This window comes from Rouxiella sp. T17 (assembly GCF_036663475.1).
Lineage (GTDB): Bacteria > Pseudomonadota > Gammaproteobacteria > Enterobacterales > Enterobacteriaceae > Rouxiella.
This window is the reverse complement of sequence record NZ_JAWUEA010000027.1, coordinates 31,854-47,874: the sequence shown is the minus strand read 5'-3', so window position 1 is coordinate 47,874 and position 16,021 is coordinate 31,854. Positions and strand designations below refer to the sequence as shown.

Genomic DNA, 16,021 nt, shown 5'->3' with positions numbered 1-16,021 from the left:
ATAGGGGGCTGAATGAGATGAATCTGCTGCTTTTTATTGCGGATTGTCATTTTTTAACCACGCTTTCGGATGAAGTGCACCGTTAAGCTGCTTCGCTACGCGCAATTAATCGAATCTTTACCGAGTCACAGAGGTCGGAACCGCGCCTCTTCTTCTGTAAGATAGTCCGCGACACCAAGACATACACTGAGCGATAACTCGAGAAAAGGACGAAATATGCCCCGGATTGAATGCGTTTTCTTTGACTGTGATGGTACGCTGGTCGACAGCGAACGACTGTGCTGCGAGGCCTACGTGCTGATGTTCGCCCATTTTGGCGTCACGGTGTCTTATGATGAAATGTTCAAAAAGTACAAAGGCGTCAAGCTGTACGAAATCATTGAAATCATCAATGCGCAGCACGGATTAAAGGCGAGTAAAGAAGAGATGGAGGTGGTTTTCCGTCAGCACGTTGCCCGCTTGTTTGATGAAAAGCTGGAACCTATCGAGGGAGCCAAGGCGCTGCTCGAGTCCATCAGCGTGCCGATGTGCGTGGTGTCGAACGGTCCGGTCAGCAAAATGCAGCATTCGCTTGGCTTAACTGGCCTGCTGCCTTTTATGGGCGATCGCCTCTTTAGCGGCTATGACCTGCAACGCTGGAAGCCCGATCCGACTTTGCTCTACCATGCTGCTGATAAAATGCAGGTTTCTATCTCTTCCTGTATTCTGGTTGAAGATTCCGTCGCGGGCGTGCAGGCAGGCATCGCCGCGGGTATTCCGGTATATTATTACTGCGCCGATCCGCACAATCCGCCGATTGACCATCCATTAGTGACGACTTTCGACGATATGCAGCAGCTTGCCGTCCTGTGGCGAGAAAAAGGCTACACTATCCTCAAGCAATGAGGGTTGAGACTCGCGTTAAGCTGACGCTTCATCACTTTCATTATTAAAATATTAATAAGTTATTTAATTCTGATTCAACTTCTCGAGGGTAACCTTTTTGAAAGACAACACAGGTTTCGTTAAGGAGAAGACGCTGACTAGCCAAAGTCCCCAAACGACGGGGCGCAAGAACGATCCTATAGGCCTCAAGCAGCGTATTTTTGACAGCGCGCTTAACGAGTTTGCCGAGTCCGGATTAATGGGCGCTCGGATGGAAAACATCGCGACCAACGCGGAAACCACCAAACGCATGGTGGTTTACCATTTTAAAACGAAAGAGGCGCTCTATTTGCAGGTGCTGGAGCACGTTTATCGCTGCCTGCGAAAACACGAGCTTGAGCTGGATCTCTCGGCCTATCCGCCTGCCGAAGCTATCGTCAAGCTGGTGGAAGCGAGCTTCGATTTTCACGTGGCGCATCCGGAGTTTATCCGCATTGTCTCCACCGAAAACATGCTGCGCGGCCGCTTTATTCGTCAGTCGACCAACATCCGTCAGCTGAACCAGACGGCGCTGACGCTGCTCGACGATATTCTCGAGCGCGGCAAGAAGAGTCATCTTTTCAAAGAAGATGCGCAGGCGCGCGACGTTCACCGGCTGATCAGCAGCCTTTGCGTGCATCAGGTCGCCAACCAGTACACCTTTGGCGCGCTGTTTGAAAATCCGGAAGAGCTGGACACGCAAACCGCGCACTATCGCCAGCTAGCGGTGATGGTCGCGCTGCGCTATTTGATGATATAGCGATGATATAGCGCTGATATAACAATGACTGAGCTTATAATCTAGCGCAGCCAAAAAAAAGCCCGATAATCGCTTATCGGGCTTTTTTATTGTGGGATTGAAGCGAAACGGGCGTAAAAATTAGTCCGCCTTTTTCACGTCGCCCTCTTTTTCGTTATTAGTTTTCTCATTAACCAGCAGCTTTTCGAGCGCGTCGCCGCCGACGTGACGGAAATCTTGTCCTTTCACGAAGTAGAAGATAATTTCGCAAATATTCTGGCAGCGATCGCCGATACGCTCGATAGAGCGCGCGCAGAACAGCGCCGTCAGGATGCTGGGAATGGTGCGCGGGTCTTCCATCATATACGTCATCAGCTGACGCACGATGCCCTCATATTCCTGATCGACCTTCTTGTCTTCGCGATACACACGGATCGCTTCGTCGAGATCCATGCGCGCAAAGGCGTCGAGCACGTCGTGCAGCATCTGCACCGTGTGACGACCCAGCGACTCCAGGCTTACCAGCAGCGGCTGATGCAGATGGGTGAATTTCTCCAGCGCCGTGCGGCAGATTTTATCGGCCACGTCACCAATACGCTCAAGCTCGGAAATGGTCTTGATAATCGCCATCACCATGCGTAGATCGCTGGCCGTCGGCTGACGTTTGGCGATGATACGCACGCAGGCTTCGTCAATCGCGACTTCCATCATGTTGACCTTGTCGTCGCCTTTGATCACCCGCTCGGCAAGCACGGTATCCTGATTCTGCATCGCGGTAATCGCATCGGTCAGTTGCTGCTCGACCAACCCGCCCATCGCCAACACCTGCGTACGGATGTGCTCCAGCTCGGCGTTGAATTGCGCAGAAATATGTTTATTTAGATTTAAATTATCCATTTTTCTTCCTCAACCGTAGCGGCCGGTGATGTAGTCCTCAGTCTGTTTCTGACCAGGTGAGGTGAACAAGGTGTCTGTATCGGTATATTCGATAAGCTCGCCAAGATACATAAACGCCGTGCGATCCGAGCAGCGCGCCGCCTGCTGCATGTTGTGCGTCACGATAACCACGGTGTAATCGGATTTCAGCTCGGTGATCAGCTCTTCAATGCGGCCGGTAGAAATAGGGTCCAGCGCGGAGCACGGTTCGTCGAGCAGCAGCACGTCAGGGCGAATCGCGATGCCGCGCGCGATGCACAAACGCTGCTGCTGGCCGCCGGAAAGGCTGTAACCGCTCTGATGCAGCTTGTCTTTTGACTCGTTCCACAGCGCGGCTTTGGTCAGCGCCCACTGCACGCGTTCGTCCATGTCGGTACGCGACAGCTTTTCAAACAGGCGCACGCCGAAGGCAATGTTGTCGTAAATCGACATCGGGAACGGTGTCGGCTTCTGGAATACCATGCCGACCTTGGCGCGCAGCAGGGCGATGTCCTGCTTGTCGACCAGAATATTTTCGCCATCCAGCAAAATTTCGCCCTCGGCGCGCTGGTCAGGATAAAGCTGGTACATCTTGTTTAACGTGCGCAGCAGCGTCGATTTACCACAGCCAGACGGGCCGATAAACGCCGTAACTTCATTTTTGGCGATATCCAGCGTGATATTTTTCAGCGCGTGGAATTTGCCGTAATAGAAATTCAGATCGCGGACCTGGATTTTACTGTTGGATGCATCAGTCATTCGACTCATTAAGACATCTCTCTTTAATCAAAATTTTTTGTTATTACTGCTTTTTCTTGGCGAAGATCACACGAGCCATGATATTCAGCAGCAGCACACAGACAGTAATCAGCAATACGCCGGCCCAGGCCAAACCTTGCCATTCCGCAAACGGACTCATGGCAAATTTAAATATGGTGACCGGGAGGTTGGCGATAGGCTGCGACAGGTCGGTACTCCAGAATTGGTTGGAGAGCGAAGTAAACAGCAGCGGCGCGGTTTCACCGGCAATACGCGCGATAGCCAGCAGCACGCCCGTGATAATTCCCGACACCGACGCCTTCAAGGTAATGGCGGAAATCATCTTCCATTTTGGCGTACCCAGCGCGTAAGCGGCTTCACGCAGGCTGTCCGGCACCAGTTTGAGCATGTTTTCGGTGGTACGGATAACAATCGGCACCTGCAACAGTGCGAGCGCAAGAATGCCCGCCCAGCCCGAGAAGTGACCCATTTTCGCGACCACGATAGTGTAAACAAACAGGCCCACGACTATCGAAGGTGCCGACAGTAGAATGTCGTTGATAAAGCGAATCACCTCGGCCAGCCAGGATTTGCGGCCATATTCCGCCAGATAAACCCCGGCAAGAATGCCGAGCGGCGTACCAATCACGGTAGACCAGAGGATAAGCAGGCCGCTGCCCGCGATGGCGTTCGCCAAACCGCCGCCCGCCGTATTCGGTGGCGGGGTATTTTCGGTAAACAGCGCCCACGACATGCCGTCGATGCCTTTGGTCACCGTGGTAAACAGGATCCACACCAGCCAGAACAGGCCGAAAACCATGGTCGCCATCGATAACAGCAGCGCGATACGGTTTTTCTGGCGACGCCAGGCCTGACGTTTGCGACGCGATTCAAACAGCGCGTCATTACTTTGCATTTCAAGAGTTGCCATCTTAACGCCCTTCCTTCTTGGCCAGACGCAGGATCATCAGCTTTGAGAGCGCCAACACGATAAAGGTGATCACGAACAGGATCAGGCCCAGCTCCATCAACGCCGAGGTATGCAGGCCCGAGGCCGCTTCGGCAAATTCGTTGGCCAGTGCCGAGGTAATACTGTTGCCCGGCATATACAGCGACGCGCTGTCGAGCTGGTAGGTGTTACCGATAATAAAGGTCACCGCCATGGTTTCACCCAGCGCGCGGCCAAGGCCCAGCATGACGCCGCCGATCACGCCGTTTTTAGTAAACGGTAAAACGATGCGCCAGATAACTTCCCACGTCGTACAGCCGATGCCGTAGGCCGACTCTTTCATCATCACCGGCGTTTGCTCGAACACGTCGCGCATGACGGAGGCGATATAAGGGATGATCATGATGGCAAGGATCACGCCTGCGGCCAGAATCCCGATACCAAAACCCGGACCGGCAAACAGCGCGCCGACAATCGGAATGCCCGACAGCACGTCGCCCACCGGCGTCTGGAAGTAGGTCGCAAACAGCGGCGCAAAGACAAACAGGCCCCACATGCCGTAAACGATACTCGGGATGGCCGCCAGCAGTTCGATAGCGATCCCAAGAGGGCGTTTCAGCCAGTTAGGCGCCAGCTCGGTCAGAAACAGCGAGATACCAAAACTGACCGGAACCGCAATCAGCAGGGCGATAATCGAGGTGACAATCGTGCCGTAAATCGGCACCAGCGCCCCGAATTGCTCGTTGGGCACGTCCCAGGTTTTATTCCACAGGAAAGAGAAACCAAACTTTTCCATGCTTGGCAGGGAAGAAATAAACAGTGAAACGATGATCCCGCCAAGCAGGAATAGCACAATCAGCGCAGCCAGTTTAACCAGCGCGCCGAAAATGAGGTCACCGTGCTTGCCTGGTGCTTTGATGGACGGCGTTTTTGCAGCCATAACACTCTCTTCTTTTCAGATTTATTTCTCTGCCGCCAGAATGTTAGCGAAAGAGCATGAGACAGAAGTCGGGTACTTTATCTCACTTGAACGCTAAGCCAAAATCATTGGCACGGTAGCCGGCTTGCCCTGAAAAATCAGGACTCGCACGGCTACCGTTTCAAGCAAGGCAACTTAGTTAAGCGCTTTGCCGCTGCTGTCTTTGATATTGCTCTTCCACGCGGTTTGAATCTGTGAAACCACGGAGTCTGGCAGAGAAGCGTAATCCAGACCGGTGGTCAGCTGGTCGCCGTTTTTATACGCCCAGTCGAAGAACTTCAGCACTTCAGCGCCCTTCTCGGCATTCTGCTGCTGTTTGTAGACCAGAATAAAGGTGGTGGAAGAGATTGGCCACGCGTTATCGCCTTTCTGGAAAGTCAGATCCTGAGCAAAGGTCTTGCTCCAGTCTGCGCCTTTCGCGGCCGCACTGAAGGAGGCTTCAGAAGGGGCGATGGCTTTACCGTTGGCATCCACCAGCTTGGTGTAAGTCAGGTTGTTTTGCTTGGCGTAAGCGTATTCAACATACCCGATGGAACCCGGCAGACGCTGAACGAACGCGGCCACGCCGTCATTGCCTTTGCCGCCTAAACCGACCGGCCAGTTAACGGTGGTGCCGATGCCGATAGAGCTTTTCCAGTCGGCGTTGGCTTTAGAGAGATAGCTGGTGAACACGAAAGAGGTGCCTGAACCGTCGGCGCGGCGAACCACGGCGATGTTGGTGTCTGGCAGTTTAACGTTCGGGTTCAGCTTGGTGATTTCAGGGTCATTCCACTTCTTGATTTTGCCAAGATAGATGTCGCCCAGCGCTTTGCCGTCGAGGGTTAATTCGCCCGATTTCACACCGGGAATATTGACTGCCAGCACCACGCCACCGATCACGGTAGGGAACTGGAACAGGCCGTTTTTCTCGAGATCGGCATCGCTCATTGGCGCGTCGGATGCACCGAAATCAACGGTTTTGGCGATAATCTGCTTTACGCCGCCGGAAGAACCGATGCCCTGATAGTTAACCTGAACGCCGGTGGCTTTCTGGTAGGCATCTGCCCATTTGGCATACACTGGCGCAGGGAACGTACCGCCCGCGCCGGTTAAATTGGTGGCTGCAAATGCAGAGATAGCGGTTAAAGAGAAGGTCGCTGCCACAATCCCGGCGACGGTGTTACGCATCAGTTTCATATTCCACTCCGGTGGTATTATTTTTCGACGCAGGTCGAAGCTGAGTAAAGTGTTTGGCACAGGAGGAAAATAGGACAATTTGGTGACAGTTAAATGTAGTTTATATGACAGTTTTGTGACAACGCGCAAAAAACCGTCAGCGCGGCCGTTTTGCGCTTTTTCCGGCCTTAATTCTCGCTCAACGCCTGCTATTTCGCGCCACATTGCCGCGTTAGCAGCACGCGATCGATCTTTCCGGTCGCCGTTTTCGGCAGTTCATCCATGACGGTGAAATCATACGGCAACATATAATCGGGCAATAAAAGCGCCGCTTTATGCTGAATAGATGACAGCGCGGGGGTTGAAAAAGAGTCGTTAACAGGGTTTACCTCGCCGCTAGCTGACCTGAGGCTCAGGCAAGCGTGAAGCGACGCGCCATATTTTTCGTGCGGCAACGCAACTATCGCCACTTCCGCAACCTCTTCAATGCAGGAAAAGGCGTTTTCCACCTCGCCCAACTCCACCCGATAGCCGCGCGTTTTCACCAGATTATCGATTCTGCCTTTATAAACGATTTCCCCCTTCTCGTTGATGTAACCGTAATCGCCCGTGCGGAAAACCCGCGTCGGATAATCGTGAAAAGGGCTTTGAATCAGCTTTTGCGCCGTCAACGCCGGCGCATTGAAATAGCCCGCAAAAACCGTGCTGCCGCGCACTAAAATCTCGCCGATTTCGCCTGCGGGCAGCGCGTTGAGGTCATCGTCGACGATATAAATTTCTGCATCATCGACCGGAAAGCCAATCGGAATACTGTCGGACTCGTCGAAAGGCAACGCTACCTGCTGACAAGTGACAATATTGGTTTCGGTCGGACCATAAATGTTCGCCACCTGCGTGCCGGGCAGGCAATCCATAACGCGCTTAAGCCACGCAGGCGAAAAAGGTTCTCCGGCGTAAAGCAGGGTGCGCAGGCTCGGGATGCCGCGTTCCAGCTCGCCTTTCCCCAACCAGCGAATATAGGCCGAAGGCACCGTGTAAACCACGCTGACGGCCTTGTCGCGCATAAAACTCACGACGTTTTTGGGCGTGTTTTCAAAATTTTCCGGCACGATAATTAAGCTGGCGCCGCTGAGCAGCGTGGTGAAAATGTCAAAAACGGACAGGTCGAATTGCAGCGGCGCACGGCTGAAAATCCGGTCTCTGGCGCTTATGTTAAACGCTTTTTTCATCCAGCCGATAAACGAGCAGGCGTTACGGTGGGTGATCATAATGCCCTTCGGCACGCCGGTTGAACCTGAGGTGTAGAGAATATAGGCCACGTTGTCGCTGATATTTTTCTCAATAACCGGCGCGGTCAGTAAGGCATTTTCCGGAAATCTTATCTCTTCGAGAATGGAGATCTCATCTTTATCGACCAGAGTTTGCGTGAGGCCTAAATAACGCCGCTGCACCAGAATATGTTTTAACGCCGCCGTCTCTTTTAAATGACTGACCCAAGCAGCAGGCGCGTGAATATTAATGGGGATATAAATCAGCCCTGCATATAACGCGCCCAGCATCGCACCAATGGCCAACGGCGATACATCGGCAAGCAGGCCAATATGATCGCCCTTTTTCATTCCGCACGTTTGGTAATAACAGAAAAACTGCTGACCGAGTCTTTCTATATCGCGATAACTGTAGCTTTCCTCACCGTAAATAATGGCGGTCTTGCTGGAAAATTCACGTAAAGAGTCGGCCATCATTTCAGAGAGCGTTACGGCATTGATTAACTGCACGCTATTTTTTAAAGACATAGAGCCACCTAATAAGTATTAATCAACACATTGACGGTGCCGGGAAGCTGGCGACATTCAACCACCTGTGAAATCGTGCCGGTGGCGATTTGCGCTAACGCGTTATCGTTTATTGATGAGGAGGTCAACCACGCCAGCCCGCCCGCGGTCCATCCGACGTCGTGAACATATACCGAAAGCATGCCCGCGTTTTTCGCCACGCCCCACGCGACGGACTTAATATGTCCCATCAGGGCATGACTTTTATCTTCTTCAACGCATTGCGGCTCTTCAATGAATCCCTGCAACAGAAAACGCTCATGCGAGGTGGGCAATCTGGGTGAAATTTCCGGCTCGGGAATTCTGAAAGGAGAAAAGAAAAACAGGCTGCCAAGTGAAGATAGAGAAAGCCGTTGGGTTAATCGGAAACCAAACTCATTCATTAATACCTCGAGGCTTTCGTGCCGATAGGCGAGCGATTGCAAGGATTCGCAGGAGGAGATCTGCATTCCAGCGGCATTCTGCTGGCGGCTCAATTCGGTGCAGCCGCACTTGGCGTAATAGCGAAGCCTGGCCTGCGTCGCCTCTTCACTACAGGAAAAGTTGGAGATGATCACCTCGACGTTTCGTCCGTTAAGCTCGCTCAGTACCTTTCGGGGAGAACGTAAATTGCCAAAGCAGTTGAAAGGAAAGAAGACGCAGCATTTGTCGGCGAGCAGGCTCTCTGGATTGGGAAAGACGCAGTGCAGATGTTCAGCCGAAAGGTGTTCTATTTGCGCGCTACAGTTTGGCGGTAACGAGCAGGCGCTGACGCGAACTTTTCCGAGCTCGGCCAACCACTTGACCAGCTCGATTCCGCGATAGTTCACCCCGTGTTTGAGCGCGACGTGCAGATAGCGCCCATAACCGCAGCCAATTTCCAGAAACTGATGCAGCGTGCCGGCCGATTTCTCGAGATAGGCCGCCACGGCGCGCTTCTCTTCAATCAAAAAATCCGCGACGTCGGGCGTTAACATTCTGCCATCGAACATGCGCCAGCCGTTGTTTTGGCCATAAAATTTCTCGACGCTATCGGGCATCATTTCTTCACACATCAGCATCTGTTACTCCTTCGGGCTGCAAGGCCACGCCCGCGCGCATCCACTGCTGCTTGATATCGGCAAACAGAGTGAGTAGATGATCGATTTGCCGTGGCGTATTGAGCGCCGTCACCGTAATGCGCAGCGCCTCTTTCCCTTTTGGCATGGTCGGATAAGGGCAGGCAGTGAGAAAAATGCCGTGCTGATACAGGTATTTAGAAGCAGTAATCAGCGTCTGCGTGTTGCCAGCCCAAACGGAAATAATCGGAAACAGCGTTTGGGTCATGACGTGAAAACCCAGCCCGCGCAGGCCGTCGACCAGCATTCGAGTAAGCCGATAAACTTCGGCACGGCGCGCTTCGCCAATTTTCGGCAGCAGATCGAGGGCGGCATCCAGCACGCCCAGGCAAAACGGCGTCGAGGGATGGGTATAATCGAGCGGCTTGGCGTAGGCCATCAGAGACTCTTTCATCTCGGGGGTGACGGCGGCAAAGGCCGCGCTGGCCGCCAAACCTTTGGCCGTGCCCGCGACGTACATCGTATTGGCGGAAGAGGCGCCGCAATAGTTAATCGCGCCATTGCCGTGCTTGCCGTACGGGTGTTCGGCATCGGGCTGCTCGCCGATAAAGCCGAAGCCGTGGCCGTCGTCGATGTACAGCAGCGCGTTGTAATATTCCACCAGCGGAATGAGGCCGGGCAAGTCGGCGTAGTCGCCCGTCATGCTGTAAACCCCGTCGACGCAGACCATTTTTCGCGGGCAGTGTTGATGCGTTTTCAGTAGCGTTTCGAGCGCCAACATGTCGCCCTGCGGAAAGCTTTTTAAAATCGCACCTTTATCACGGGCCATTTGCGCCGCCTGATACATCGTGGCGTGCGCGGCCTTGTCGAGCAGGATCAGGTCACCTTTTTGTATCAGTGCCGGAATAATGCCGATGCTGGTGAGCGTAGTATTCGGAAAAAGCAGCGTCTCTTCTGCACCAATAAATTTCGCCAGTTTCTGTTCAACGTGGGTAAACAGCTCGTGATAACCCATTAATCGCGCGCGGCTGGTGTGCATGCCGAACTCTCTCGCCGCCTGCACGCCTCGATCGAGGAGTTTTTCCTGCTCGCAGTCAAAACCCAAATAATTACACGAGGCGAAATCGTAGAGCGTTTTACCGTAACTGTCGGTAAGTTCTCGCTGATTTACGCGGGTAATTCTCACGTCATATTGTTGGCTCTGCTTTAGCACTAACAGCAGCGGATCGCGTTCACTGGAACTTTGTTGTAAAAAGCTATTTTGAATATTCATGATATTCCCATTACTGGAGAAATTTCCGGGAGCGTAAAATTGCGCCCTCGGCCACGCCGAATTCCCTTGAAAATAAACAGGCAAAAGAATGACAATTATTTAAACCGTTAATAGGAGGTGATGGTTATTTTATAAATTTTACGGATTTATTAAGCATCTATTATTCACGGGAATGATTGCTCCTACTTTTTTAATCAAAATAGCGTGATATAAACAGCCGCAAATAATCGTCGTGACAACCTTATAAAATAATTGGCGCAATAAATATCATAAAACACTTTTTTAGCGTTATTTCAGCAATTGTTTTTTTGGAGAGCGCGAGGAGAGAATAAGAAGTAAGAAGTAAGAAGTAAGAAGTAAGAAGTAAGAAAGGCTCGAGGGAAATAAAATAGATGAGTTAAAAAGGAAATGCAGACGCTGAACATCTCCTTTTCAATCACTAGTCTTGCTGCCGCTCGTCGTGCTGCTGTTTTGCGTCCATGACCTGATGAAGATTTTCTTCTATCCAGTCGGCCAGCGTCGCGACATGCGCGGCCACGCCTTCACCCAGCGGCGTGAGATCGTAAACCACGTGAGGCGGAATCACGGGAAACGCGGTTCGGCGCACAAAGCCATCCTGCTCGAGCCGTTGCAGCGTCAGTGCCAGCATTCTCTCACTCACACCCGTTGCTTTGCGGCGTAACTCACTGAAACGCAAGGTTCCATCGCGCAACGCAATCAGGCACAGCACGCCCCACAGGCTGGTTACGTGGTTTAACACTTCTCGCGAAGGACACTCTTTGGTGGTCAGTTCGCCGCGCCGAATCTTGTCCGTCAGGTTGTCTTTTTCAGGCTCGGGCATTGTTTTCGCTAAATTTGTCATTTTCACCTCACTAACATTTTTGTACGTACTTCTTTTAAGTGCGGTACTAGTCTAAAGTTTAAACACCTAAACGACAACCTCGGAGTTCTTTTATGAATCCTATAAATTCCAACCGTAACTTGATTTTAGTGACCGGCGCGTCAGGAAAATTTGGTCAGGCCGTGTTGAAACACTTGATTGAAACCCTGTCGGTGCCCGCAAGCCGTATCGTGGCGGCCAGCCGCAATCCTGCCAATCTGGCGACATGGGCGGAAAAAGGCGTAGTAACTCGCGAGCTGGATTTTGAAAAACCCGAGACATTTAACCCGGCCTTCGCTGACGTCGAACGCGCGCTGTTGATCAGCACCGACACGCTGGACCGCCCGGGCCGTCGACTCGAGCAGCATCAAAACGCGATCAAAGGCTTTGCCGAGGCGAACGTTAAACACGTGGTTTATACCTCGGCGCCGAATCCAGAAGGCGCGCCGCTGCTGATAGCGCCTGACCATGAAGGAACCGAACGCGCGCTCGCCGCCAGCAGCCTGTCTGGCTGGACCGTGTTACGCAATCACTGGTATTTCGAGAATCTGTTTATGTCTCTGCCACCCGCGCTGGCGAGCGGAAAGTGGTACACCGCCGATGAAGGCAAAGGCAGCGCCGACATTGCCCGTGACGATCTGGCCCTTGCGGCGGCCACGGTTTTGGCGGGTCAGGAAGCGGGTAAAAACGTTTATACGCTCTCTGGCGCAGAGTCTTTGACCAAGGTCGAGATTGCCGCCGCGGTGAGCGAAGCCGTGAACAAGCCGCTGGACGTGGTGCAGGTTCCCGTGCAGGCGCTGGTGGACGGAATGGTCCATGCCGGTGTACCCGAGCCGGTGGCGCAGATTTTTGCCTCGTTCGACGCCAATACCGCTGCGGATCGCGTGGCTGAAGTGACCGGCGATTTCGAGCATCTTACGGGCCGTAAACCGCAGCCGTTCCGCGATTGGCTCGCTGCTCATAAAGCAGCACTGTAAGCATTAAAAATAGCGGCGCTCTAAGCATTAAAAACCGCGGCGCTTTAAGCATAAAAAAAGTCCGGGTTGCGTGTTGAGGCGCAAACCGGACTCTTTTTTGATGCCTAAGAAGCTAAATTAATTGGCTGAATTAACGGCCTTTTTTCTTGCGTCCCGGCTGGACAAAACGCTTGCGAGAGGCGGCGTTACCGTCAGGCTTTTCAGCCACGCTCGGCTTCTTGATGCTTGGCTTTTTCACGGCAACGGCTTTAGGGGCCGCTTTTTTTGCCGGTTTATCTTCGGAAGAGGAGTTCTCAATCAGCTTGAATAGCTCGATCAGCTCATCGTCGGTCAGGTCGCGCCATTCGCCTAGCGGCAGGCCTTTCAGATTGACGTTCATGATGCGCGTACGCTCAAGCTTGGTGACTTCAAAGCCAAAGTGTTTACACATCCGGCGAATCTGGCGGTTAAGCCCCTGAACCAGCGTGATCCGAAAGACAAACGGCGCTTCTTTCTTCACTTTGCATTTTTTGGTCACCGTGCCGAGCATCGGAACGCCCGCGCTCATGCCCTGAATAAATTCGTCGGTTACCGGCTTATTCACCGTCACCACGTACTCTTTTTCGTGGTTGTTCCCGGCGCGAAGGATTTTGTTCACCAGATCGCCGTGATTGGTCAGGAAAATCAGCCCCTGCGAATCTTTGTCCAAACGACCTATCGGGAAGACGCGCTTGCTGTGGTTAACAAAGTCGCTAATATTATCCCGTTCACCTTCTTCCATGGTGGTAATAATGCCTACGGGCTTATTTAACGCGATCAGCACCAAGTCTTCTTCATCGCGCGGCTCGATAAGCTGACCGTTAACTTTCACTACATCTCCAGGAAATACCTGATCGCCGACGGCGGCACGCTTGCCATTAATGAAAACGTTGCCCTGTTCGACATAACGATCGGCATCGCGACGAGAGCAGATGCCGCTCTCGCTAATGTATTTGTTGAGACGTATTGATTGATTGGTCAGCATGGTTCCTCCGTAAAGTGCGGACTATACATTACCCGCTTTCAGAATGAATAAAATGGCGTAAAAAAAGTTTATTTTGAGCGCACCCTTTCATTTTCTTTCAATGAACCTAGGGTTAAGGACAGCGGGCGCGTCGCCTGACTCACAACGGAGAAATAATAATGCGTATGAAAAGCACTTTTGCCACGCTGGCTGTTGCCGCCGTTCTTGGACTGACTCTGCCTGTGACCTCGGCCTTCGCCGCACTCCAGGTGGGTGAAAAAGCGCCTGATTTCAAGCTCGACGCCGCGCTGGCCGGTAAATCGACCACCTTTTCACTCCAGCAGGCGCTGCAAAAAGGCCCTGTGGTGCTCTATTTCTTCCCTGCGGCCTTTAGCGCGGGCTGTACGCTGGAAGCGCACGACTTCGCCGAAGCCACCGACGAATTCACCAAACAGGGTGCGACGGTCATTGGCGTGACGGCGGGTAATGTTGAACAAATTGCCAAATTCTCGCAGCTGGAATGTCGCGACAAATTTACCGTGGCCGCCGATCCGGGCGCAAAAGTGGCCGCAGAATATAAAAACACCATGCAGGCCAAAGGCACCACGCTGTCTGATCGCACCTCTTACGTGATAGCGCCGGACGGCAAAATCCTGCTCAGCTATACCGATAAAAATCCGGATGCGCACATTCAGAAAGCGATGGATGCCGTTAAGAAATATCGTCAGGCCAATCCGGCTTAACGTGTCGATTTAGGTCTTAATTCTCTCATGCAAAAAGGTTAATCATGCTGACAGCCCTGCTCGCCGCTTTTCTCGGCGGCATTATTCTCAATTTAATGCCGTGCGTTTTCCCCGTGATCTCGCTGAAGGCGCTGAGCCTGATTCGCCATCACGACAAACCCGCGCAGGCCAGGGCGGAAGGTCTGGCATTTCTGGTCGGCGTTGTCGTGACCATGTTCCTGCTGGCGGGCATATTGCTGCTGGCGCGATCGGGCGGATCGGCCGTTGGCTGGGGCTTTCAGTTGCAGTCGCCGCTGGTAATTGCGCTGCTGGTGCTGGTGATGCTGGCGTCGGCACTTAACCTTTTTGGCCTGTTTGAAGTCGGCCTTTCGGTGCAAAAAGTGGGGGAAGTTGGCGGCGGACGAGGCGGTCTGACCGGATCCGCCCTGACTGGCGCATTGGCGATTATCGTCGCTACGCCGTGCAGCGCGCCATTTATGGCGAGCGCCGTGGGTTACGCGCTGACGCAGCCTCCGGCGGTTAGCCTCATCATCTTTATCGCTCTCGCGCTTGGCTTCGCCGCGCCTTTCACCCTGATCTCCTTTTTCCCGGTGCTGGCGCGCGTGTTACCTGCGCCGGGCGCGTGGATGGTCACCTTGAAACACGGCTTGGCCTTCCCGATGCTGGGTGCCGTGGCGTGGCTTATCTGGGTCTTGGAGCGACAGGCGGGATCAATGGCGCTGGCCGGAATTCTGGCCTGCTGTATTTTGCTGAGCTTCGCCGCCTGGCTGTATGGCATGGCGCAGAAACGCCAAATGATGGGCCGACGCCACTGGGCGCTGCACCTCACCACCGCCGTATTCATCTTGTTGATTGTGCCGCCGCTGGCAAATATTAAAACCGCCACCAGCGCGCCTGAAACGGCTGATGTTTCTGAAACGGCCGCTAAAGTGGCATGGTCACCGCAAAATGTTGACGCGATAAAAGGTCAGGGCAAACCCGTGTTTGTCGACTTTACCGCCTCGTGGTGCATCACCTGTCAGGTGAATGAGCGCACGTCGTTGTCCACGCAGTCGGTAAAAGCGGCGATGGCCCGCACCGACACCATTTATATGGTCGCCGATTCGACCAAGTACAATCCCGACGTCGAGCAGGCGCTGAGCGACTTTGGCCGCGGCGGCCTGCCGCTGTATGTCGTCTATCCCGCCGACGGCGGAAAACCTGAAGTCCTGCCACAGGTTCTCACCCCCAGCATCGTGATCGCCGCGCTCGACAAAGCCGCCGAACACGGCAAAAAATCTTAACGCTATAGAAGATGACCCAACGTTGCCGCGAGGGATTGCGGCAATAATAATCCGCTTACAAACGAGAATCGTATCGGGATTGAACTTGCGGCTTTAGAGGATAATGGCGGCTTTATGAAGCCATTAACGTCTTGAGATACCGTCAAAGCCCCACACTTTGTGCCCTTCTCTCTATCTCCTTCGTTAAAACTAACTTCCTTCTGTAAAACGTCAGCGGCATTGCTGACACTCACAACTAACCTAATAGGTTAGTTTCGCTTGATGAAAAATAACCTTTTAGGTTACTATCACCTCAGCTTAAAAAAAGAGCAGGCATGGAAAAGAAAACGCCTCATACTCGCCTCCATGTTGTTCAATCAATGGTAGCAGCAGGCAAAATAAGAGCGACTAATACGGCAATAAACGGTGCCGAAGAGTTAGGCCTTACGTTTGATGATATATGTGAAGTCATTAATCAACTGAAAATGAGCGACTTTTTCAAGAGTATGACAACTTATAGTGATTACACGGTTTGGCAAGATGTGTATCGACCTAAATTAAAATGCGGTGTCGTCTATTTAAAAATCACCGTTTTCAACGACGTTTTGATCGTCTCATTCAAGGAGAAATAAT

16 protein-coding genes are annotated in these 16,021 nt (G+C 52.7%); 6 read left to right on the top strand and 10 right to left on the bottom strand.

All coding sequences use genetic code 11. The annotated features are described in order from the left end of the window. The first annotated feature begins 216 nt into the window (after nt 1-216). Together yieH and SC206_RS08035 are read left to right on the top strand one after the other, a co-directional pair. Nucleotides 217-885, top strand: a complete 669-nt coding sequence (gene yieH, locus SC206_RS08040) for a 6-phosphogluconate phosphatase (protein WP_332735939.1) — start codon at nt 217-219, stop codon at nt 883-885. A 97-nt stretch (nt 886-982) separates the two neighbouring features. Further along, nucleotides 983-1,663: a TetR family transcriptional regulator gene (locus tag SC206_RS08035; RefSeq protein WP_332735937.1), complete on the top strand. Its 681-nt coding sequence runs from the start codon at nt 983-985 to the stop codon at nt 1,661-1,663. Between the two features lie 120 nt (nt 1,664-1,783). Here the strand turns inward: SC206_RS08035 and phoU are convergent, their stop codons facing one another. The 9 genes from phoU to SC206_RS07990 form a co-directional block, all read right to left on the bottom strand. After that, nucleotides 1,784-2,539, bottom strand: a complete 756-nt coding sequence (phoU, locus tag SC206_RS08030; protein ID WP_332735935.1) for a phosphate signaling complex protein PhoU — start codon at nt 2,537-2,539, stop codon at nt 1,784-1,786. 9 nt (nt 2,540-2,548) lie between these two features. After that, a complete protein-coding gene (gene pstB / locus SC206_RS08025; RefSeq protein WP_442976052.1) occupies nt 2,549-3,316 on the bottom strand; it encodes a phosphate ABC transporter ATP-binding protein PstB in 768 nt (255 codons plus the stop codon). Nucleotides 3,317-3,359: 43 nt separating this feature from the next. Continuing rightward, complete coding sequence (pstA, locus tag SC206_RS08020; protein ID WP_332735932.1) at nt 3,360-4,247, bottom strand: phosphate ABC transporter permease PstA; 888 nt, start codon at nt 4,245-4,247, stop codon at nt 3,360-3,362. A 1-nt stretch (nt 4,248) separates the two neighbouring features. Continuing rightward, nucleotides 4,249-5,205: a phosphate ABC transporter permease PstC gene (gene pstC, locus SC206_RS08015; protein WP_332735931.1), complete on the bottom strand. Its 957-nt coding sequence runs from the start codon at nt 5,203-5,205 to the stop codon at nt 4,249-4,251. 174 nt (nt 5,206-5,379) lie between these two features. Continuing rightward, the gene (pstS, locus tag SC206_RS08010; protein ID WP_332735930.1) at nt 5,380-6,420 is read right to left on the bottom strand and encodes a phosphate ABC transporter substrate-binding protein PstS; all 1,041 of its coding nucleotides are present in this window, start codon (nt 6,418-6,420) and stop codon (nt 5,380-5,382) included. 188 nt (nt 6,421-6,608) lie between these two features. Then, nucleotides 6,609-8,195 (bottom strand): amino acid adenylation domain-containing protein, encoded by a 1,587-nt coding sequence (locus SC206_RS08005; RefSeq protein WP_332735928.1) that lies wholly within the window; start codon nt 8,193-8,195, stop codon nt 6,609-6,611. 8 nt (nt 8,196-8,203) lie between these two features. Next, complete coding sequence (locus SC206_RS08000) at nt 8,204-9,274, bottom strand: hypothetical protein (RefSeq protein WP_332735926.1); 1,071 nt, start codon at nt 9,272-9,274, stop codon at nt 8,204-8,206. After that, complete coding sequence (locus SC206_RS07995) at nt 9,261-10,544, bottom strand: aminotransferase class I/II-fold pyridoxal phosphate-dependent enzyme (RefSeq protein WP_332735924.1); 1,284 nt, start codon at nt 10,542-10,544, stop codon at nt 9,261-9,263. The genes SC206_RS08000 and SC206_RS07995 overlap by 14 nt, the downstream gene beginning before the upstream one ends. Before the next feature lie 439 nt (nt 10,545-10,983). Next, entirely contained in the window at nt 10,984-11,385 is a 402-nt protein-coding gene (locus SC206_RS07990; RefSeq protein WP_442976051.1) for a winged helix-turn-helix transcriptional regulator, read from the bottom strand. Nucleotides 11,386-11,498: 113 nt separating this feature from the next. Here SC206_RS07990 and SC206_RS07985 point away from each other — a divergent pair, with 113 nt between their 5' ends. Then, nucleotides 11,499-12,401 (top strand): SDR family oxidoreductase, encoded by a 903-nt coding sequence (locus tag SC206_RS07985; RefSeq protein ID WP_332735919.1) that lies wholly within the window; start codon nt 11,499-11,501, stop codon nt 12,399-12,401. 130 nt (nt 12,402-12,531) lie between these two features. On the opposite strand, the gene rluF is transcribed toward SC206_RS07985, so the two are convergent. Beyond that, nucleotides 12,532-13,404: a 23S rRNA pseudouridine(2604) synthase RluF gene (gene rluF, locus SC206_RS07980; RefSeq protein WP_332735917.1), complete on the bottom strand. Its 873-nt coding sequence runs from the start codon at nt 13,402-13,404 to the stop codon at nt 12,532-12,534. Between the two features lie 158 nt (nt 13,405-13,562). Between rluF and SC206_RS07975 the strand changes: the two genes are divergently transcribed. The 3 genes from SC206_RS07975 to SC206_RS07965 all read left to right on the top strand — a co-directional run bounded on the left by SC206_RS07975 (nt 13,563) and on the right by SC206_RS07965 (nt 16,020). After that, a complete protein-coding gene (locus SC206_RS07975; protein WP_332735915.1) occupies nt 13,563-14,126 on the top strand; it encodes a peroxiredoxin in 564 nt (187 codons plus the stop codon). 44 nt (nt 14,127-14,170) lie between these two features. After that, a complete protein-coding gene (locus SC206_RS07970) occupies nt 14,171-15,409 on the top strand; it encodes a protein-disulfide reductase DsbD family protein (RefSeq protein ID WP_332735913.1) in 1,239 nt (412 codons plus the stop codon). A 314-nt stretch (nt 15,410-15,723) separates the two neighbouring features. After that, nucleotides 15,724-16,020, top strand: a complete 297-nt coding sequence (locus SC206_RS07965; protein WP_332735911.1) for a type II toxin-antitoxin system MqsR family toxin — start codon at nt 15,724-15,726, stop codon at nt 16,018-16,020. Nucleotide 16,021: the final 1 nt, after the last annotated feature.